This is a genomic window from Chryseobacterium sp. R2A-55, from assembly GCF_021401085.1.
In the GTDB taxonomy this organism is placed as follows: domain Bacteria; phylum Bacteroidota; class Bacteroidia; order Flavobacteriales; family Weeksellaceae; genus Kaistella.
Map to the genome: position 1 here is coordinate 380,825 of NZ_JACBFP010000001.1, position 22,562 is coordinate 403,386.

16 protein-coding genes are annotated in these 22,562 nt (G+C 41.3%); 1 reads left to right on the forward strand and 15 read right to left on the reverse strand.

Going from position 1 to position 22,562, the window contains the following annotated elements:
• Position 1: 1 nt before the first annotated feature.
• The 15 genes from L0951_RS01780 to L0951_RS01850 form a co-directional block, all read right to left on the reverse strand.
• A complete protein-coding gene (locus L0951_RS01780) occupies positions 2-1,441 on the reverse strand; it encodes a hypothetical protein (protein ID WP_234109087.1) in 1,440 nt (479 codons plus the stop codon).
• A 31-nt stretch (positions 1,442-1,472) separates the two neighbouring features.
• Positions 1,473-2,357 carry a glycosyltransferase family 2 protein gene (locus L0951_RS01785; RefSeq protein ID WP_234109089.1) on the reverse strand — a complete coding sequence of 295 codons (885 nt, stop codon included), beginning with the start codon at positions 2,355-2,357 and terminating at the stop codon, positions 1,473-1,475.
• A complete protein-coding gene (locus tag L0951_RS01790) occupies positions 2,358-3,038 on the reverse strand; it encodes a class I SAM-dependent methyltransferase (protein ID WP_234109091.1) in 681 nt (226 codons plus the stop codon).
• 18 nt (positions 3,039-3,056) lie between these two features.
• Positions 3,057-4,541: a lipid II flippase MurJ gene (locus L0951_RS01795; protein WP_234109099.1), complete on the reverse strand. Its 1,485-nt coding sequence runs from the start codon at positions 4,539-4,541 to the stop codon at positions 3,057-3,059.
• A gap of 38 nt (positions 4,542-4,579) precedes the next feature.
• Positions 4,580-4,750: a hypothetical protein gene (locus tag L0951_RS01800; protein WP_234109100.1), complete on the reverse strand. Its 171-nt coding sequence runs from the start codon at positions 4,748-4,750 to the stop codon at positions 4,580-4,582.
• Between the two features lie 34 nt (positions 4,751-4,784).
• Positions 4,785-7,160 carry a GumC family protein gene (locus L0951_RS01805; RefSeq protein WP_234109104.1) on the reverse strand — a complete coding sequence of 792 codons (2,376 nt, stop codon included), beginning with the start codon at positions 7,158-7,160 and terminating at the stop codon, positions 4,785-4,787.
• A gap of 12 nt (positions 7,161-7,172) precedes the next feature.
• A complete protein-coding gene (locus L0951_RS01810; protein WP_234109106.1) occupies positions 7,173-7,991 on the reverse strand; it encodes a polysaccharide biosynthesis/export family protein in 819 nt (272 codons plus the stop codon).
• A 44-nt stretch (positions 7,992-8,035) separates the two neighbouring features.
• Entirely contained in the window at positions 8,036-9,973 is a 1,938-nt protein-coding gene (locus L0951_RS01815) for a polysaccharide biosynthesis protein (RefSeq protein ID WP_234109108.1), read from the reverse strand.
• Positions 9,974-10,084: 111 nt separating this feature from the next.
• Positions 10,085-11,233, reverse strand: coding sequence for a DegT/DnrJ/EryC1/StrS family aminotransferase (locus L0951_RS01820; protein ID WP_410685751.1), 1,149 nt, complete (start codon positions 11,231-11,233; stop codon positions 10,085-10,087).
• A complete protein-coding gene (locus L0951_RS01825; RefSeq protein ID WP_234109110.1) occupies positions 11,214-11,828 on the reverse strand; it encodes an acetyltransferase in 615 nt (204 codons plus the stop codon). The genes L0951_RS01820 and L0951_RS01825 overlap by 20 nt, the downstream gene beginning before the upstream one ends.
• Entirely contained in the window at positions 11,825-12,433 is a 609-nt protein-coding gene (locus tag L0951_RS01830; protein WP_048499521.1) for a sugar transferase, read from the reverse strand. Before L0951_RS01830 ends, L0951_RS01825 begins: the two co-directional genes overlap by 4 nt.
• A 16-nt stretch (positions 12,434-12,449) precedes the next feature.
• Positions 12,450-12,740, reverse strand: a complete 291-nt coding sequence (locus L0951_RS01835; RefSeq protein WP_234109113.1) for a hypothetical protein — start codon at positions 12,738-12,740, stop codon at positions 12,450-12,452.
• Between the two features lie 343 nt (positions 12,741-13,083).
• Positions 13,084-17,907 carry a T9SS type A sorting domain-containing protein gene (locus L0951_RS01840; RefSeq protein ID WP_234109117.1) on the reverse strand — a complete coding sequence of 1,608 codons (4,824 nt, stop codon included), beginning with the start codon at positions 17,905-17,907 and terminating at the stop codon, positions 13,084-13,086.
• Positions 17,908-17,957: 50 nt separating this feature from the next.
• The gene (locus L0951_RS01845; RefSeq protein ID WP_234109119.1) at positions 17,958-18,152 is read right to left on the reverse strand and encodes a hypothetical protein; all 195 of its coding nucleotides are present in this window, start codon (positions 18,150-18,152) and stop codon (positions 17,958-17,960) included.
• 408 nt (positions 18,153-18,560) lie between these two features.
• Positions 18,561-21,077, reverse strand: a complete 2,517-nt coding sequence (locus tag L0951_RS01850; protein WP_234109121.1) for a T9SS type A sorting domain-containing protein — start codon at positions 21,075-21,077, stop codon at positions 18,561-18,563.
• Positions 21,078-22,349: 1,272 nt separating this feature from the next.
• Here L0951_RS01850 and L0951_RS01855 point away from each other — a divergent pair.
• On the forward strand, positions 22,350-22,550 hold the full coding sequence (locus L0951_RS01855; protein ID WP_234109122.1) for a hypothetical protein: 201 nt from the start codon (positions 22,350-22,352) through the stop codon (positions 22,548-22,550).
• The last annotated feature ends 12 nt before the right edge of the window (positions 22,551-22,562 follow it).

The window sequence follows — 22,562 nt, forward strand, 5'->3', positions numbered from 1 at the left end:
TTTAGGTATTCACTTTTGGCTTTTCCCGGAACAGCAATTTATAAAAAAAATAATAAACGACCAGGTTCTGCAAAATTTTGCTTATTATAAAATAAATATCATGTTCCACGACAAACAAAGTAATAATCAAACTGATATATATTAATAGTCCTAAAAGGCTATCTGACCCAATTTTGAATTCAAGAAAGCAAATGAAGAGCGAGAAAATAAGAAAAGAGAGAACAACATACGTGTACCCGCCTTCCAGATAAGCCCATCCAAAAGTTGTTGGAGTTTGAGAGCTACCCGTTAATCCTGAAATCATATAATTTAACTTCTCTCCGGTATCTGCTATTGGTTTGCCAGGAATTATGACCCTGGGAAAAAAAGATACTGGAATGTAGATATATCTGGTCATATCTTTATATTCCTTCCATTTGGGTTCTAGCTCAATGGAGGTAAGTAATGCGGGAAACATTTCCATTCTACTGGAGTATTTATCTCCGCCGGCAGAAATATTACTTGTAAGCTCCGTTCCGAAAGTTTTTCCAAGTGCCAATCCAAATGATTTTTCTTTGGACAGCTTTGGAAAATCTCGCAAGGTATCCCTGTAATTATCCATCAAAGGATAAAGTAAAAGCGCAGGAATAATTGCCATGATAACATATTTTTTGGGAACAATTCTTCCGCTAAAGAGAAAAGGAATTAGTACTATAACAAAGGTATAAATAACATTCCCTTTCATTCCCGACAGTAAACCAAGTATAATTTGACACGCAAAATAGAAATAAAAAGTAAAGTTCAACGTCCTATTTTTTTCATTCATAGAATATTTATAAATGGTCAATGCAGAAAAAATAAACGTCGACAAACTCAAGAATATCTGTTGTACAAATGAAAAAGCTCCGGTAGCATCTTCGGCTTCTGCACCGTAACCGACCTTTCCAGAAATTAATAAATAAGCCTGAATCCCAAGAACAATAAATACGATCGGGTAAAAAACTGTTTTGCTCCTAATTTCGTATGTTGTATTAGAAAAATTCCTAATACTTTCTCGCTTTTTTATGATAAATCGAAGAATATTCTCGGAAATAAAAAGAGTTGACAAACCACATAAAACCACCAATAGCGAAGGCAAAATATAAAACCTGTCGAAATATTGGCTTCCGTATGCCCACTCAATCTTGCCATCAAACTTGTCAATTAATTTAAAATATGAATAAACCACCGCCAGGAACGTGGATAGACGAAACCAATCGAGCAATGTTGGCCGCTGCCTCTTATACCAATTCCGGATGAAGTTCATCACCGATAACTGAACTAGAAATGCACTGACGATTAATTCCGGAATAATGGGACGGGTTTTCACTTCGTCAATCTTCCAAATCGCGAATCCTATAAATATGAACCAACCGCCAATTGTCAGCAACAGATATGACTTTCTTCCTAATTTAAATTTCATATTTCAACATATACAACAAAAACAGATTTCTTCAAAAACTAATCAAATGCTTCAAATATCGCCATGAACCTGTTCTCCAAAATTTCAAAATCAAAATGGGGAAATTTATCAACATAAAAATCATTCTAAAGAGAAAATAACCAAATTTTCCGGAGGTTTTCTTCACATAAATAAACATACTTTTTTCAACCATAATCCTTTTCGTGAGATTTGGCGTCTTAAAGCTTTCTCCTTCCAGATGCACAATTTGCGAGCAATTGCAGATATAATTCTTTTTGCCAATTTGTCTTAATCGGTGACCGACTAAAGCGTCTTCGTAATACATGAAAAAATCTGGATCAAAATTTTCAATGGATTCAAAGACCTCTTTTCGCACCATTAAATCTGCTCCGGTCACATAACCTACTTCTGCTATTTCGGATCGATATTCAGACACTTCTTTTACGTTTTTTCTCTTGTGAAAATCCTTTATAAAAAAGTTTTGAAAGTACGAACTTAGCAAATTTACTGCAGTTGGCAAATCTCCGGCGGAATGAATCATTTCTTTATTACGGTCAATGAGCGTTAATCCTAAACTCCCAATTCCTAACTTATCTTCATGATGCCGAAAAAAATCAAACATTTTCTTTACAGAGTTCTCCAAGAGTACCGTGTCCGAATTCAGGAATAATATTAACTCGCCGGCGGCTGATTTCAATCCCAAATTATTAGCTCTGCCAAAACCTAAATTTTCAGTCGCCTGTATATAGGTTATGTCTTCGATTTTCTTAAAAATTTCTTCAGAGCCATCTCCTGAATTATTATCGACCAAAATAATCTCATAATCAATTCCGCTGGTAAACTTCTTTATGGAATCAATACAATTCTTTGTGAGCTGTGGAGTTTTGAAATTAACGATAATAATTGAAACTTCCATCTATTTTTTCTTTTTTGCCACCACTGCAAACTGCATGAATTTCCAATCATTAAAATAACCGAATGTAGCAAGATTCAGAAGCAGGAATTTCTTACTGCGCGTTTTATTGATACCAACCAGTTTAATGATTTCATAGCCTGTTTCTTCAAACAATCTTTGGATACTTTTCCTAGTGAAAAACCGTACGTGGGTCTCATCCAAAGTTCCTCCGTCGGTATATTGCCATTCCTTTTTCAGAATAATCTGTTCAAAAAAAACATGGAAAAACAAAACACTTGGGATGGATGCTACCACAACACCATCGTCGGAGAGAAAATTCTTAGATATTTCTAAGGCTTGTTTAGGATCAAAAAGGTGTTCCAGTACATCATTGAATGAAATGCAGTCGAAAGTTTTATTCTGAATTTCCGGCAATTCCGCAGTGTAGAAACTGTTAATTGACCTGTCAAGAACAGATTCCGCTTTTTTTGCAAAGCGTTCATGCGGTTCTATTCCCCAAACCACTGCATCATGTCGCTTAGATTTCAAATGCGCCCCAAATGATCCGTCACTACAGCCTACATCTAGAAAAGTTTTACAGTGAACAGGGATGAGCTCCTCCACTTCAGGCCGTGTGTTACCATAGTAGACATCAGGTTTATCCTCATAATTCTTACTGAAAATCTCGAAAGTGTTTTCCATATTTAAAATCTTTTAATTTTATGATTTTTGATTTTTTTTTATATATGATATCCCCTGAACAAGCACTTTTCTTTCTTCAATTTTAAAAATAAATAACTCCCCGATCAAAACCGTAATAAAGATTAAATATAGCAAAATTGAATTAAGCAATTTATTTTCTAATAAAAACATTTTGCTACCGATGAAATACGCCACAGCAACATTAAGCAGAAAAAATAAAGAGTATTTCAGGAATGATTTTCCAATCAAAATCTTTTCAAACTTTATGATTCTATAAATTACTATCCCAATGATCAAATTGATGACAAAAAGCGAAGCGGGAAAAACATAGATCTCTAAATGGTTCAGGAAAACAAAATTCACCACAATCATCAGAACTTGACCACCTGCAACAATAATTCCCATTAACTTATTTTGATCAGTGGCGATCAGGGAGATTCCGAAAATAATCTGAACAAAAGAACCCAATAAAGCTACGACATAAAACTGGGACAAATTCAGGATTTGTCCAAGCATTTGATCAGAAATTTGTCCTTTATCATACAAAAAACGAATGATCACATCTCCTCCCACAAACATGGTTCCCATCAGCAAAGTCATGAATAAAATTCCGATATTAAAAATATGGGTAAAAGAGATTTGAAATTCCTCCATCTCTCCTCGGATGTAATGCCTGGAAAGTGATGGCAAAAGAAGTGCAGTAATTATACTCACAAAAACAGTAAGAAACAGCTCTGGTATTTTTCTCCCATAATCCAAAACAGAGACGAGCCCAACTCCTAAGGTCGATGAAAGGGCTTTTTCGATAAATGTATTGATCTGGTATAGAAATAAAGGAGCAAACATTGGTAAAGAAAAAAGAAAAAACTCCTCAAAATCTTTGAATCTGAAATTGAAGAAATCATCAAAAATGGCAACTCCCTGCTTTCTTAAATGCAATACTAAAAACAAAATCAAAATAATAGCTCCAATAAGATAAGCGATTAATAGAGAATAAATACCGATAATTGGAGCTAGCCAAATAATCAGTACCAAAGTAAGTAGCGATGTGATAAAGCCTGAAATTTCTGGAATGTAGAAAGAATCATAGGCATTGAGCACGCTGATTCCGATTTGCATCAATTGGTTTACCAGCAATACACTGGTGGTATAAACGATGATTTCATTGAGGACTGATAGCTCATCTGCTGAATATTTTGGGGCAATAACCACAGAAAGAAGCTCCGGAAACTTCATCATAACAAAAGAAATCAGAAATGAAAAAAGAATAACGAAGAAAAGGAGTGACCGCGTTTTCCGCAGTGCAATCTTTTCACCCTCTTTTTCTTTGATGAAGATAAATTTCGCACGGAATGTTTCGTTGATTGGTCCCCATAATGCAGTGTCTATCAAAATCATTGCGCTAAAGGCCAAAATCCATGAATCCCGCTCAATAGAAACCCCGAAATACTTTGCAGTTAAGGATAGATTTACTATATAAACAGGTATTTTGAGCGATTTCAAAAGAAATAATATGCTCGCTTTTTTTCTCAAAATTAACTTCAGTTAAAATCATAACACATCCTTAACACATCGTTCTCATCATAATCTGCAAGTATTTGAAAAAGAATACAAGCCTTTACCTTTCCGAATGCAAAGCTTTTGTCAGGATTTATCCAGGTGGTTTCCGCTGGATCAAAATTCATCACTACTCCTCCCAAAACAACAAGCATTCTTCGTATTTTAATTCAGTTTTCTCCGTTGCATTTATGCCCTAAATAAAATCTTGTCGCGCATTTTTTGCAAAAAGTTACGGTCATCTGCTGCATAACCATACCCGTATTTATTTCCATAGCCGAAATACTCTTTGCTCACATCATTCAAAACGAAACCTGGATTTTTGATTTTCTCTTCCTCCATTTGGTGGTTGCCAAATTCGATTAAGGAATTTTCTGTGTACCCAGATCTTACCACATACACCGTTGCATCCGCTAACTCTGAAGTGAGGAACGTATCGGTAACCAACATCAATGGAGCCGTATCCACCACAATATAGTCATACTTTTCCCTTAGTGTATTGATGAGTAACTCGTACCTCCCGTTGGAAAGCAATTCCGTTGGATTTGGCGGGATACTTCCAGAATAAAGCACATCAAGATGCGGATTAAAGATGGACTGCTGAATGTATTTTTCTGCTGTGGAACTTTCATCGTGGAGGAATTCAGATAGTCCCGCAATACCTTTTCTGGCTGGATTGAATCTTTGAAGCTGTGGATTTCTGATATCAGCACCAATAATGATGACTTTTATTTTACTTGTAGCCATCGTCAAAGCAAGGTTAACCGAAACGAAAGTTTTCCCTTCGCCTTTCGTAGTGGAAGTCACGAAAATCACTTTTCCTCCGTTCTTTTTCGGTAACATATAGGCTATATTGGTATTGAGAATTCTAAATGCTTCGGCCATCGGCGATAGGTCATTCAATTCCACCACCTCATTTGACCCTCTTTGCAATGAAGGAATTTCTCCTAAGATTGGAGCATGGGTATATTTTTGCAGGTCATCTTTTGATCGAACTTTATTGTTAAATAATTCTTTGACATAAATCAACCCCATAGGGATCAGAAGGCCAATTAAAAATGCTACGCCCATAATAAGTGATTTCTTTGGGGCAACCGGTGCTGGTGATGAAAACGCATAATCAATAATTCTGGCTTTCGGTGAGGTGATTGCCAATGAGATGGCGGCCTCTTCCCTTTTTTGTAATAATAAAAGATATAAACTTTCTTTGATCTGTTGCTGTCTTTCGATACTGCGAAACAATTTTTCCTGCGCCGGAATTTTGCTCACCCGCGTAGTAAAAACATTTTGCTGTCCTTGAATTTGATTTGCCATAGCTTGAAGAGAGACGCGCTGTTTTTGGATCGCATCTGCCACTGAAGCGCGCATCACTTGAATTTGTTTGCTAAGATCACTGACAATTGGGTTTTGTGGAGTAGCACTTTCTAGTAATCGATTTCTTTGAAGTACAAGTTCGTTATAACCATTTATGCTGGCAGCTGCAAGAGGGTTTCCTAATCCTACAGAAGCAGGCATGGTTTGGTTATTACCCAATTTGTTCACATAATTAAGCAAATCTTCTGTCAAAGCTATTTGAGTTTCTGTTTCCAATAACCTGCCTCTTGTTTGCTCGGAACCCGTATAGCTTACCTGTGCCTCAGTTGGAATATCAGTAATTTTATTTGCTCTTTTAAATTGCTCTTTTTGATCTTCCACTGCACCCAGCTCAGTTGCGATAATTCCTACTCTTTCTTCAATAAAATCTCTAGTCTTCTTGGACTCGGCGTTTTTGTCTGTGATAGCATCGCTATTGTAAACCTCTACTAATTTGTTGATAATGTCCTTCGCTTTTGCAACATTAGGGTAGTTCATTGATAAGGCCACCACGGTTCCGTCTTTATCCACCAAACTTACATTGGTTCCGAATTGAAAAGCATTGATAGCATCAGATTTTGACATATAATCTATTTCCAACTCGCCGATTTCCCTGTCTTTAGGTGGGTCAAACTCAGGATTTTTTAAAAAGATCAAATTTGCATAGGGTAAGCTTACTGTCTTAGTAAAAGTCGAAATAATAGGTTTTGATAGACCTTCTCCTGTAAATTCCAGTTTATCACCAGAAACTTTCAAAATGATCGGGCCTTTGAAGTTTTTTGGGGCGATTTTTTCATTGATGACCTTTATTAATACTGGCGAACTTTTGCCGTAGAGAATGTTTTTTCGCAGACCCACTTTCTCCACGAGGTTTGCCTGCAATCCAAGCTCGTCCACCACATCCGCCATTAATTTTTTTGACTTCAGGATTTCAATTTCATTTTCAACGCTATTTGCACCGGAATTCCCGAATCCACCTAACTGAGATAGTGCGCCCATTTCTACAGACGGTGCTTTTCTGGCATCTTTGATCAAAATAGTGGATTGTACATTATAGATCTCCGGAGATTTCTTAAGGATGTAATAACCATAAGCAACACAAAGCAAAACACTTAGGATAAACCACCACCATTTTTTCAAATAAGGCTTGATTATTTCATTGATATCAACATCATTCCTGTTGTCTTCTTTTTTCGAGAAACTCTTATCCATTTATATATTCGCTTATTTTTTGAAAATCGTAATAAAAATCCCTGCTAAACCTATTATAGTACCTGCGATCGCAATATAGGTACTGGTATTGGGATCAAGTCTTGCAGTCTTTTCTTTGGTTTCATTGGATGAAATATAAATCACATCGTTTTGCTTCAATTCATAGTAAGGAGAATTGATAAAATTAGCGTCAAGCAAATTAATCCTGGTTTTAGTGGTTTCTCCATTGACATTTCTGACCAATAGAATATCATCTCTTTTTCCGTACATCGTCAAATCACCAGCTAATCCGAGAGCATTGAGCAAAGTAGCCTTTCCATCAGGAATTACGTATTGTCCAGGCTTATTCACTTCACCTAGAACAGTTATTTTATAATTGGTTAGTCGTATGCTCACAGTGGGATTAATAATGTAATTTTTCAAGCGATCGCTCAGTTCTTCTTTGAAGACCGAGATAGTCTTTCCTGTAGTATTTAGTTTACCCAAAACCGGAAAGTCAATATCGCCAGATGCGTCCACTATATAGGTTGGTCCAGAAACCTGGGTTTGTCCTTGTTGAGGGGTATTGTTATTACCGGCAGAATAATTAGCCTGATCACCAGAAGAAAAATTTTGATTAAAAGGTTTCACCACTGCCATATCCTTTGCCGTGACCATAATCACCAGCTGGTCACCAATTTGAATTGTAGAAACCTTGTTTTGAGAGGCAACTTCTGTGGCGATCTGCTCAGCATTCTGCATGTAATTGAGATTGCTGGCTTTCTCCTTCGTTTTGCAGGCAGCCAATAAAAAAAGTGAGCAAAATGTGATTAATAGTAAGTTTTTATTCATTTTTTATTTTAAAAAAATTCTTGCAAATATACAATTCTACACGGCTAGTCCAAAACTTCATAGATAGAATTGTTGCTCTTGAATTCCGGAACAATGGTTTTCAAAAGCTGCACCACCTCGATTTTTTCCCGTCTTAACGAGGCTCGGGTAATCCCTCTCGTGAATTGGTCTATTTCTTCAAAATCCATAATCGGGTCTTTCGAGACCATGATCTTTTCATTCGGCGTAGGCATGGTCTTCGCACCATCACTCAGAAGTTCCTCATAGAGTTTTTCACCCGGCCGAAGTCCTGTATAAATGATTTTGATATCGGTGTGGGGTTCCAGTCCCGAAAGTTTGATCATTCTGACGGCTAAATCCAAAATCTTCACCGGTTCACCCATATCAAATACGAAGATCTCGCCGCCATTCCCCATGGTTCCAGCCTGAAGCACCAGATCGCATGCTTCGGGAATCGTCATGAAATACCTCACAATTTCCGGATGCGTGATGGTGAGCGGTCCTCCCGCCTCAATCTGTTTTTTGAAGTGCGGAATGACCGAACCGTTTGAACCCAGCACATTTCCAAAACGGGTAGTTATGAATTTTGTTGTGTTGCCCTCTTTATTTTGTAGTGCCTGCACGAAAAGTTCTGCCACCCGCTTGGATGCACCCATCACATTGGTAGGGTTTACCGCCTTGTCGGTGGAGATCATCACAAAACGGTTGACTTTGTACTGGCTGGCAAGCGTAGCCAAATTTCTGGTGCCTAAAATGTTGACCAGCACTGCTTCCCTAGGATTTTCCTCAATAAGGGGCACATGTTTGTAGGCAGCAGCGTGATATACCATGGAGAACTCGTATTTTTTAAAAATAGGTTCAATGGCGTGTTTGTTGCTGATGTCGCCCAGAATAAATTTGAAGGGAATTCCCGGGAATTTGCTCCTCAGTTCCAGCTCCACTTCATAGAGGGGAGTTTCTGCCTGGTCCACAACCACGATCAGGGCGGGTGAAAACTGTGCCACCTGTCTCATGATTTCGCTCCCGATAGAGCCTGCTCCCCCAGTGATCAGAATATTCTTGCCGTAATGGCGTTTTCTCACCTCTTCATTTTCAATCCGGATCGGTTTGCGGTTAAGCAGGTCCTCGATCTGCAGATTCTGAATACTGCCCCCCATGTCAGCACTGCGGACTTTTTGGAGTAAGGGCGCTTTAAAAACCTGAAGATCCTTTTCCAGAAACAAATTGACCCAGGAGTTCATTTCCTCTTTGGTCATGATTTCTTTAACCAACAAGACGCCATCTATGATCAGATCTTCCTTGGTATTATTCTCGATTTTTTCTTTGCTGTAAATAGGTTTACCAAGCAAATTGGCACGCCGGGAGTCATGGCGCTGCGTGAGAAATCCCACCACATGATATGGCAGTGTCGGATTCTCCACTATGGCACGGGCCACCGCAACAGACTGCTCATCAATTCCAAGTACCAAAATCCTTTTCCTCAATGTGCTCCTTCGGAATTCCCTCACAATCTGAAAAAATTCTTTCACAAAAAGCCGGAAAAGGAAAAGCATCATAAATGAGGTGGCAAAGAAAATGGCCAAAAACGGAATGGACATGTAAATCATCCTTTTCCCGGTGAGCAGATAGTAAGAAAAGCTGACCGCGCCCAAAACCACAGTAGTGCAAAACGTGGAAAGGAAAAGCTTGAAAAGGTCAATGAATGTGGAATGTCTGATGATTCCCGCATAGGTTTTGAAAACAAACATAAAAAAAACACTCACTGAGGCAATAATCAGGTACATCTGTGTATCGTCATAGAAAATCTTTTCAGTCCCAAAACTGAGTTTTTCAATGAGGTATTTGCCAAAAGTGATTGCTGCACAGACAAACAAGATGTCGATCAACAGAATGACCCATCTCGGAAGGTAGCGGATGTCTGATATATTCATGAAATTATCGCCGCCATACATTTTTTTTCTGATACTTCTGCGGAGACTCATTTCAGTTTAATTTTTAGGTTCAGATCTGCCAGGTAATAAAATTTAATCATGCGCTTTGTGAATTTCGAAGGATGACAAAAATACAAATTATTAACAACGAAGTTCAATAATTTATGAAATCTGGAAAAGTTTGTGAATTACCTTTCCGATTTCGGCACGGTCTTCTTCAGTCAAATTGGATCCGGAAGGAAGACAAAGCCCTTGCTCAAATAACTCCTGCGCCACTTTGCCCCCGAAGTAAGGCAAATCTCTGAAAACGGGTTGTAGATGCATGGGTTTCCAGATGGGTCTTGTTTCGATATTCTGTTCCAAAAAATTCATACGGATTGTTTCGGTGCTCACTTTTGAATTGGGTTTTAAGCAAATAGCAGTGAGCCAGTGGTTTGAAAAGTAATCGGAATGGGGTTCGGTATGTACTTCGATTTCCGGCAGTTCACTGAAAATATCCACGTAAAACCGGTGGTTTGCCCTCCTTTTTGCAATGCGGTCTTCCAAGACTTCCATCTGTCCTCTGCCGATTCCTGCACACACATTGCTCATGCGATAATTGTAGCCAATATGGGTATGTTCGTAATGTGGGGCATCATCTTTTGCCTGCGTGGAAAGAAATACCGCCTTCTTCTTAAATGCTATATCTTTTGTGATGAGGGCGCCTCCACCGGAGGTGGTGATGATTTTATTTCCGTTAAAACTGATCACTGCCATATCTCCGAAAGTTCCGCATTTCTGATCTTTGTATGCACTTCCCAACGATTCGGCGCTGTCTTCAATGATGGGAATATCGTATTTTTTGGAAATTGCTCTGATCTCTTCCACTTTATAAGGCATCCCATAGAGCGAAACTGCGATGATGGCTTTGGGTTTTTTACCTCGGGAGATTCCAAATTCAATAGCTTCTTCCACAGCAACAGGACAAAGATTCCAGGTCTCTCTTTCACTGTCCACAAAAAGCGGGATAGCCCCGGTGTAGACGATGGGATTGGCGGATGCCGAAAAGGTAAGGGACTGGCAGACCACATAATCGCCTTTTTCCACGCCCATCATGATCAGTGCGAGGTGTAGCGCTGCAGTACCGGAACTCAGTACGGCCACATGACAGTCTGACTGTAAAAAATCCTCCAGATCCTGTTCAAATCCATGGACATTGGGTCCCAGGGGTGCGATCCAGTTTTCGTCAAACGCCTGCTGAATGTATTTTAACTCCGATCCACCCATATGCGGGGACGAAAGCCAGATTTTTTTATCGTTGTTCAGCATCATTAATTCTAATAATTTTTGCGGGATTACCCACTACTACTGCATGATCCGGCACATCACCCAGGACCACTGCACCTGCTCCTATCACTGCATGTTCCCCGATCGTGACACCTTGGATAATATTCGCTCCCAAACCTACGTGTGCCCCTTTTTTGACCAAAATATTCCCCGCAAGCGATGCTTTTGGAGAAATATGAACAAAATCTTCAATAACACATTCATGTTCAATCACCGATGCCGTATTGATGATGCAGTGTTTCCCAATCTTCACTTCCGCATTGATGCACACCATCGGCATGATGACCGTTCCTTCGCCCAGTTCCGTGAACCTCGATACATAGGCACTGTGGTGTCGCAGGGTCTTGAAACGGCAAAGTCCGCTGATCTGATGGTAGATTCTTTCCCTGATCTTATTATCGCCAATGGCAATAATCACATCCTGATTCTGGAGCAGCTCTTTGGAGGGTTGATACACCGGAAGATGGTGAGGGAAATCTTCAGGCGGATGGTCATCTACCAAATATTCCAACAGATGATTGTTTGATAAGATGAGGTCATAGATTACTTTTGCCTGACCTCTTGCTCCATATAGTATCATGCTACATTTCCTTTAAACGCTTCCATCGTCATATAATTATTGGCGTTTACTCCATGTCTTTTCACTACCTTTTCCAAAGTCACCAACACAATTTTCGCATCCATTCGGGGTGAAATTTTATCCACATATTCCAGGTCATACCGGAATTTTTCTTCCCAGGAAAGGGCATTCCGGCCATTGATCTGTGCCCATCCAGTAATGCCGGGTTTCACATCATGTCTTCTGCGCTGCTCTTCGCTGTACAGCGTCCAATATTCCGGCAGCAGTGGTCTGGGTCCTACCAGGCTCATTTCACCCTTCAGCACATTGAGCAATTGCGGTATTTCATCCAGTGATGTTTTTCTTACTATCTTTCCCATAAGGGTCAGTCTTTCATAATCAGAGAGCTGTTTGCCGTTGACATCAGTCAGATCCCGCATGGTTTTGAACTTGATGATCTGAAATATTTTGCCGTCTTTTCCAGGTCTTTCCTGCAGGAAAAAAGGGTTGCCTCTATGACTTATTGCCAACAAAATACTAACCAGCAGGATCACCGGGCTAAGCAAAAGAAACATTACTAATGCAATGCTGTAATCCAGTATCGGTTTGGTAAACTGTTCGTACATCTAAAGAAAAGCTGATTTATTTTAAATGAGTCGCTTTTAAACGCTTGTTATAAGAAACATAGGCAATGATTCCAACGCCAGCCAAAACAAGAAGCGGAACATAATCATCAATCGGCTGTGGACCTCCCGGATTCCCCTCGTTATTTGCAGTTTCCGGTCCGGTATATTCATTTTCGTTGCCTGTCCCCGCTTTCCCGGCTACACCGGTGGAGCCGTTTTCTGATTGCTTAAAGGGATTGTCGGCATCCAATTGTGCAAAAGCACTCAGCCCGAAAACTAAGCAAATTAATAAAAGCAGTCTTTTCATTCAAAAAAAAATTTTTACAAATATATGTTAAAACAAACGGTTTAGAAAATTATTTATTGTTAAATAATTTTTAGCAACCCATGAAATTCAGAGAATATAAACGGTCTGGTCAAACGCACGCTCGAATTAATAAAGCCTTAAGCAAGATTGTGATATCCGAAATAAATATCTGAAAAAGGCCGGGAAACTTATCAATTTGGTAAAAAAAACAGGACTTTGAACGGTACCGGCAGACACAAATCGCTCCAGATTCACCATAAAATGTTAAAGAAAAAGCGCCCCCAAAATCTTTGCCTTTCCTATTCCGGCAAAAATCATGGAGACGCCCTTTGATTGTGTAATTTTACTTGATTACCTTCCTGGTGGTGATTTTTCCACCCTGATCAATTCTAAAAATATAGACTCCTGTGGTCATCACTGAGGAATCAATGATTGCCTTGGTTTTCTGAGGGGCATCCTTATAAATCATCCTTCCCAGAAGGTCATACACTTCCAGACCGGTGATCTTATTGGCTTTTGCTGCCACCACAAAGTCCTGCCCATCTTTGTACACCATCAGTTCATCTTTGACAGCGCCTTCAGTTGCCAAGACCGCTCCCGGTTCATACATCAACTCAAATCTGCCCGTACTCTGACCTGCAGTGATGGAAAAGGTATAGCTGCCCTCACTCAGATTGGTGACGATGCCGGTGAGGTGGTCTTTCAGGTAAACATTTTGACCGCTTGCAAAAACTCCTTCCTGATCACCCAGTGAAATGGTATAATTTCCGGATGTAAAGCTATTCACTCCTACCATCACACGGTCTGACTGCGAAAACGGCGCCCGCCCGTTAATAGCCACCGCGGTTTGGACTGCGAAGGTGTAAATATCATCGGAACTGTTGGATGTTACACTGTCATCCAGCGAAAAATCATTATTACCGGTTGGAAAATACACTACTGCCGTCATGAGTTGAATTCCGCCAGGCGTATTGAGTTTAAGCCAGTAACGGTCTTTGGTGCTGCTCTTTCCAAAAAATCCGGGACCTGAATTGTTATCCGAACGGTAGGCATTTTTGAAATCCAAAGTCGCCCCGTTGGCCGTACTTTTTGCACGGATCATAAATCCGGAACCCACTTTTACGAACTGATTAGGAACACGTACCGGAATATAGCCATTTGATGTTGCGGCACCCACTCCTGTACCGCTCACCGCATTATATCTCGCATAACTGACTCCAAGATAAGCTGATCCCTGTTGGACAAATATGGTATTCCCCCTATTGTCCCAGAAAGAATAAGTAGGGTCTATTTTGGAGTTATTGTCGTCATAAAGCGCATCAATATCAAGATCCGAGGGATAGGGATTCCCGACCAAATTGTAACCATGATTTACGGTAGGATTGGCGGTAGTGTACGCAAGCGGATACTTGAGAATTCCGTTAAACGGAACACCTACAAAACTGGCAGTCACCGTCGGACCAGACACCGCTGCGGTAGAAGGTTCTTTCAGCGCAAGCGCACGACCCTGGATATTGGCTCCGCTTGAGGCATAAAACATATTGGTCGCTTCCGAGTGGTAAACAGCTTCTGGTGATCCCGCATAAATAGTTTTGAGATTACCTCCGGCAACCGGTGAGGAAACGTAATTGTACTGCTTTCTTTCCGGCGAAAAAGTAAACGCCCTTTTCACTATTACATTCCCTTGGTTTACCGCATTGTCATTCACCTGGATCAGGTTACCGTCAGACTCTATGGTAAGGTCACCGTTATTCGTAACGCCATTTTCGACTTCCAGAAAATGATTGGCACTTACTGTCAGGGAACCGCCACTCAGCACAGTACAGCTGCATGCTTTGATATTCCCGTCAGACGTGTTGTAATTTCCTGCAATCACTGCATTTAGACCGTTTCCGTCGGGACGACCTTTAGTCCACGAACCGGTGGGAACAGTTCCGGTATATACAGAATCCTCCCCTACCGCTACCGTTGCCGAGGAGCCCGCTGAATTAGTACAGGTTCCGTTGGAGACGGATACAATATTCAGTGTTTGATTTACGGCAGCCGACAAAACTGTTACCGTTGCTTTGCCGCTACTGTCCAATACCACCGTAGTTTGATTGATGCCATTGATATTGTAAGTGACCGTTGCGCCTGCTGTTCCTGTCAGTATAAATACCGCATCGGCATTTTTGCAGATTTGGTTATTGCCTGTCACGGAAGCGGTGGGTAAAGCGCTGACCGTAACAGTAACTGAATTACTGATGGTAGTCCCGCAACCGTTCGTCACATAATATTGAAGCTTTTTACCATGGTCTGCAAATGTAACAGCATAAGGAACGGTCAGATTGGCGAATACCCCGCTGCCAACTCCGGTTTCCAGTTGCCAGCCTTGAGCAGTAACTGCTGAACCGTTTGCCGTAACTGCAGGCGTGGCCGGATTCAGGGATCCTCCGGCACATAAAGCGGTTGGTGCTGCGATTGCAGAAACTGTTGGCTTGTCATTCACGGTCAGTGTAACCTGATTGCTCGTGGTAGTCCCGCAACCGTTCGTCGCATGATATTGAAGCTTTTTACCATGGTCTGCAAATGTAACAGCATAAGGAACGGTCAGGTTGGCAAATACCCCGCTGCCAACTCCGGTTTCCAGTTGCCAGCCTTGAGCAGTAACTGCTGAACCGTTTGCGGTAACTGTAGGCGTGGCCGGATTCAGGGATCCTCCGGCACATAATGCTGTTGGCACTGCGATTGCAGAAACTGTTGGCTTGTCATTCACGGTCAGTGTTATCAGGTTGCTCGTGGTAGTCCCGCAACCGTTCGTCGCATGATATTGAAGCTTTTTACCATTGTCTGCAAATGTAACAGCATAAGGAACGGTCAGATCGGCGAATACCCCGCTGCCAACTCCGGTTTCCAGTTGCCAGCCTTGAGCAGTAACTGCTGAACCGTTTGCGGTAACTGTAGGCGTGGCCGGATTCAGGGATCCTCCGGCGCATATTGCTGCTGGCGCTGCGATTACTGCAATTGCTGGCTTATCAGATAGGGTTATATTTGCACCGTTATCAGTTCCCACAACATTAGGATTACTGCTCACTACGCGGATCCGGTAACCGCTTCCTGCAGGAGTTCCGGCCGGAATAGTGGCTGAAATTGTTCCTGCGGTTGTCTGAGTTAACGAACCTATATTTGTTGGCGAAGCAAAGCTTCCTGTGGAATTAGATAATTGTGCGGTAAAAACATTTCCAGAGTTGAAAATTCCTTCAATTGTGAAAGGCACTGAAACCGATGAGCCAGCGCAATTGGGCGACACCACGGTTCCGGTTACAATTTTCTGTTTCTTTCCGGCAAAAACAAAAAAGCGGTTAGCTCCAATACTTGATGAGTTTGTTATTCCATTCGACCCCACTGTTCCAAGCAAAGAAGTATAAGCACCTGCTTTAGCCCCACTGCCTCCAATAACATCAAATGGTGCTATGTTTGTTGGTCGGGATAAAGAAACAGAGCTGTTGGTGAAAGTTCCTGTCGTAACAAGGGACCAATATTCTGTTGTGCTTAGTGTTCCGGTAGTTGAAAGATCTGCAGTCCCTCCGCAGTTAGTGTCGAATGCTTCTGCTTGCGCGGATGGAGTAGTTCCTGTTGGTGCTGACACATTCGCCAAAACAAAAGGCAAATAAGTAGTTCCTTTTCCCACCGGAAAAACGTAGGACGTATTAGCTGTACCAGACATTGACCACTTAACCGGACCGCTAACAAATGAAGTCACATTTCCCGCGTTGGCGGCAGTGTTTGAGGTATTTGTAAGACTCACAACATTGGTTCCCGTATTTAAGATCCCATTAGTCATGGAAAGTTTATTCGAAATCTCAATCGGTGAACTTAACGTAGCTCCCCCACCATCAAAAGTTAGATTGTAAAATCTCCCTGTCGTTCCTGACAGAGTTCCATTAAGTGCTTGAGCAGCAGTACCGGTAAAATTAACGGTACTGTTTGCAGCCGTAAAAGTCTTATTGTTCGTCCACGTCCCCGAAATATTGATAGTAGGCGAACCCGTACAGAGGTACGTATTTGTTGCCGTTCCGTCTATATTAAGATTGCCAATGTTTGCCGTTCCTCCGGAATGATTAAAAGTATTGATTCCTGCTTGACCAGCGACCCCGACATTTATAAAATCAGTATTTAATGTCCCTGCACTTAGCTTTGCTGTTCCGTTAACCGCGCCGTAACCCACATACAAACCATTCGTTACATTTAAGGTTCCGCCGTTAATATCCAAAGTTCCTCCGGCAGCGAGCACTGCACCCTTTGCATTTACCGTGTTGCCTGCTGTCTGGAATGTTCCGGCCTGATTATAGGGTGCCCAAAAGTTATCGTTTACCGTTAAGGTACCGTTTGCTGATATAATACCGCTGGCATTGGCAATTGTTAAGATACTTAATGCCGTGCTTCCTGTTCTGATCGTCGTGCCGGGTCCATTCATCTGTAAATGGGCACGTGGACCTTCCGCACCGGTATAGGCTCCGCTGTAAGAATAAGCGCCGGAAATATCCACATTTCCACTCACCAGCAATAATTTTGAGTAAGCATTCCATGCAACGTTATGAGTCAGCGTCCCCGCAGCAGCCACGGTAAGGTTTTTTCCGACGGTGTAATCCGTATCCGTTGCTGCTAAAATTAAATTCCCTTGAGTAACGGTAAGGTTACCATTTACTGCAAAAGTTTTAGCACTGCTGGTTACCGATGATGCTGTTTTGTTAATGGCAAGGTTACCAAAACTACTCTTCGAAGAACCTCCAATCAAAGAAGCAATATTTCCATCGAAGGTCACTAAAGACGCAGCACCTGCGTTCAGCGTACCGTTATTTGTAAAATTTCCTTTTATATTCAATAAGCTGGTACTGCTATCAGCAGTGGTTAAAGTTGCACCCGCATTGATGGTTAGGTTATTTGCAACTGCACTTGTGTTGGCGGCAATACTTGGCATATTGGCAACACCCCCCGGTATTACAACGTCTGTTGTTGCAGTGGGAAGCTTATTCAAACTCCAGTTTGCCGGTCTATTCCAATCATTTTTTTGGGTTCCGTTTCCGGAACCTCCTTTCCAAGTATTGGTTTGCCCGATAGCAAAAGAAGAAATCAAGACAAACAGCACAAGGCAGTACTTTTCTAATCCAGTGTGAAAATTTTTCATATTTGTGTTTTTCAAAAGAAGGAATGTAGGTTTTGAAGTGACCCATACCACTAAACACCTTCCGTATCATCTGTTAAGGAAAGCATTTTTAATAATTTCGGCGTTAAAAGTCGGTGCAGTCTGTAAACCACATGACAGTCATAATGCAGTTTAGTGAACTGCATACCGTAAACTGGTGATAAGAAAAAAGGGAAAGGAGCCAGTGCAGACAGCATGCCGTGCAAATACAGCAGAATACCCGCCACTTTGGTAAGCGTAAATTTTTTTCATTTTGTGTTTCGGTATTTTTTTTTGCTGCAAATATAACCCGCTGACAAACACGATGCAAACTTTTTTTGTACAGAAGCAGAAAAAAGGTGATTACACCTTTTTTTAATCAAATCAAAAAATATTCCTCTATTAATATATATTTAATTAAAATAAATCAAATACGTTACATTATCTTTTACCATATTTTTTTACAGATAAAAAGTTGTATATCTCTGCTTCCCAAAATAAAATCACAAAAATGTCAGTAATATGTTAAATCAATCGAAAATAGGCTCAAAAAATGCGCCTTTTTGCCCGATATTTTTCTCTTTCCTCCTTGATCTTCCCAAAAAAAGGCTGCCCTTTTTCCGGACAGCCTCTGTTCATTTGATTGAAATTTCAGTTTATTTCAGCACTTTCCTCATGGTCATCGCGCCTCCTTCCTGCACAATCTTTAAGAAATAAACCCCATTGGTTAATGATGAGGCATCGATAGTAGCCTTGATACTGTTGGGCAGGATCCTGAAGACCATTCTTCCCACCCCATCATATACTTGCAGCTCGGTCATTTTTTGCGCCGGAGTCTGCACCACAAAATCATTTCCTTCGCGGTAAACCATCACATCACTCTGCTGTACGGCATGGGTCGCCAATATTATTTTTGGCACATATACCAACTCGAAACGGTTGGTAAATTCTCCCGGCCTGCTTGAAAACGCATAGCTGCCCTGAGAAAGGTCGGTCTGAATTCCGGTTTGCTTATCGATGAGATAGATGTTTTGCCCGTTGGCAAAAACCCCTTCTGAATCCTGAAGTGATAAGGTGTAGTTTCCGGCAGCAGACGCACTGTACCCCAATGGAAGAACATCCTTACTGTCAAATAACGGACGGCCATGAATGGCGATTTTTTCTGCTCCGGCCATGGTATAAACATTCTCTGAACTGTCAACCGCTTTGGAATCGTCCTGACCCACCTGCAGTGAACCACCCTGATAATAAACCACCGCCGCCGAATATTGCACGCCCGAAGGAGTCGTTAATCCAAGCCAATAGCGATCCATGGCGCCATTTACAATTTTTCCGCCTTTTCCGAAGTATTGAGGAGTGGCAGGATTATCCACCCGCATGGATTCATTACGGAATATCACGGTGCCCGTGCTCAAAGCTTTTATCATAAATCCCTGCGCGGGTCTTACAAATCGTGATGGCGGTCTTGAAGGATATCCCGGTGTATGTGCTGCTGTGGAAGTCCCGTTGCTTGCATTGAAAAGGGCATAGTGTTCGCCGTTGTATTGGGAACCTTGTTGTTCGAAAAGGGTATTTCCCCTGTTGTCCCAAAAACTGAAGGTGGAACTGATCAAATCGACATTGGTCTTGTAGAAGGCCAGCAGATCTATGTTGGAAGGGTATGGATTACCTATTAAATTATAACCGCGCTGGGCATTGCTGTACGATATAGGAAAATTTAAAGTCCCGTTAAAAGGCACCCCCACAAATGAAGCAGCTACTGTTCCGGCAGGCACTGCAGAAGCAGAAGGTTCTTTTAGCGCCAATCCTCTTCCCTGAATATTTACCCCTGTTGAATTATAGAAAAAATCCGTGGCTTCATTGAAATAAGCCGCGATGGGGTTTCCGGGATAAATGCTTTTCAGATTACCCCCGATCACCGGTGAGGAAACCAAATTATACTGCTGTCTTCCGGCGGAAAAAATAAACCCCTTCTCTACTTTTATGTTTCCGATATTGAGTACCTTGTCATAAACCTGAATAAGGTTCGCACTGTCTTTTACCACCACCGTTCCGCCATGGCTATTATCTATTCTGCCAAGCAATTTCACATAAGTACCCGGAGCCACGGTAAGGGTTTTTCCCGAAGTCACCGTGCAGGCACACGCATCAATCGAACCGAAAACACCGGTATTGTAGTTATCATTGATCACCGCAGAGAGTCCGTTGAATAAGCTGGGTACTCCTTTATTGACATCCCAGGAACCGGCAGAAAATATACTTTCGTCTCCTTTTTTGATGGTAACATAGCCCGTATTGGTTTTTGTCGGATCATTGATCAAAGTCACTTTCAGGGTGAAAACATAGTCACCCGGTTTATCCAAAATCTGATTTAAAGAAATCGTTCGTTGCAGGGAAGAAAACTTCACATCGCCGGTACTCAAAGCTACAGTACTTAAAGGAGGCTTGCTCGTTAACTGTAAATTATATTTCACATTGGCGAAGCCACCCGTGTAATTCATATAGCTCACTACAATTTCAGGGATCGTTTCACTGTCATAATAGCACACGATGGATGGAACTGCGCCTGCCAATGCACCGATGGCAGTACCCCCATTAGCGTTAATGACCGGAAAATCTCTACATTTGTACACAATATCACCTATTAATAAGGTGGTATTTCCGTTTCCCTGGCAGTTTCCGTTGAATCCCAGATTATAGGATCCCCGGCATGAACTGCCGCCCGCACTCTCAGTAATTGAAATAATGGTATTGGTGGGCAGCTTTAAGGTCAATTTATCTGCAATAAACAATGCTCCACCATCAATCAACAGTAAAAAATTACCGGCAGATCTAAATTCCGTAGTGGGCAGGTTCCCCTGATTCGTCAGACTCAAAACCCCTTGCACCGTTAAATTTTCAATGGTAAAATACTTAGTTCCTTTATTTAGGGCAGACTTAATCTCAACCGTATGTCCACACTGTATTTCCACGGAAACACCAGTGTGACCGGATGCACCCGGAATTTCAGTGGAAACCTGCGGTACACCCGCATCGTAACTCACCATCCAGCTTGCAGGATTTTCCCAATTGCCGGAACCGCTGGAAGTAAATTTGGCAATGGTATAAGCGGGAACTGCAGCGAAACAGTTGATCCCGATTAAGAACGAAATAAAAAGCAGAATTGTTTTCATTATTTTGTGTTTTTAGATAATTATAATGGACAGGTATTTATTGGTGAAAAATCCCCACCGAAACGATAAGGCAGATCACCGCTGTTTCAAATCCCTTTTTCAGCAGGGACTGTGAAACCTAAAATTAATGCACTGAACTTGGTTTAGGAAAATGGAAGGTTCAACTTCACCACCGTAGATCCGGCAAACTTCTGATGTTGTTGATGTATTTTTTTCTTCATAAGCTATTTTATTTAAACTTAAAAATAATCTTATTTCATTTGTATCAATACAAATTTACGCTAATATTCTGCACCTTTCATTAATTATTTAAGCCGATTCATTAAAAAGGGTGAAAACACCCTTTCCAAAAACAAAAAAAAATTTATGCTTCCTACAAAACTTAGAGAAAAATATCAACTTCTGCATGCTGTGCATTGAGAACTCTGTCTGGAAACAATAAGCGGAAGCGCCCTTGTCTGGTCTGCAACAGGTGCTTTTAAGTATCATAAAATTTATATAAATTGTTTGTCCCTGCGTTTTTTTCCACGCAAGGACAGACTAATCCCCCGTGTTTTTGAAATCAACTAAGGCGCTTTCGCCGGTTGATGATATACAAAGGTTAAAAAAAATCAAAGCGTTATGAATTATCGCTAAATGCACAACAGGTTGTGCACATGCAAACCGGCTTTGAAGCCTGTTTCAACTGGCGGTGAAAACTTTAGAAATTTGGTTGTTCCAAAGACATTTGGTGCCCATGATCATTTTCGCAGCCCCGTTTTGCGGGGTTTTCGCAAAGTATTGGCGGGATCGTAAGTACCTGAAGCGGGCAATGTCTCATAGGGGTTTACCGAATAACCGGCGGGTAAAGTCGGCATAAACTGCAAGGGGCTATTCTTAGGGGTGGGAGGAGCCAGCCTTGAAACCCCAATGTCTTGAACCTTTTTCTTCCCACTGACATTTACGGATTATGGCGATTCATCCGCCGATACGTCCGTGTTCTAAAAGCGGTTAACACACTGAAAAAGCGGTGCTTATTTGTGATCCGGTTCCGGGGTTCATCATTAATATCTTGATTTTATCCCTATTTTCCAGGATTGACAATACGGAATGTTTTCTGGTGCTCAAGTGGACAATTTTCCGGTGAACTCTGTGAACAGCAAGAACGCATATATTGTACCTTTTCAACTTAAACACTTTTTAAGACGCCATAGTTTCTTCCCTCTATAAAATTAATCGGGTCTGATTTAAAGGACTTTCCTGTATAGAACAATATGAATTTCCCAAAAGCTCATGACTTTGAATGGCACATTAACCTACCCACTGATCAACAACAAATCAAAATCTCCAATCACCGGAAAAACTTGGGACGCCACAGCAAATCACCATGTGGAACAGAAGAAACTGACCAGAATGCTCCATCCCCTTTCTACGCAGACTGAAGTCCATCGACAAAAGAAAAAAGACCCGGGGAAAAATTTCCCGGGTCTTTAAAGAATAGGATTT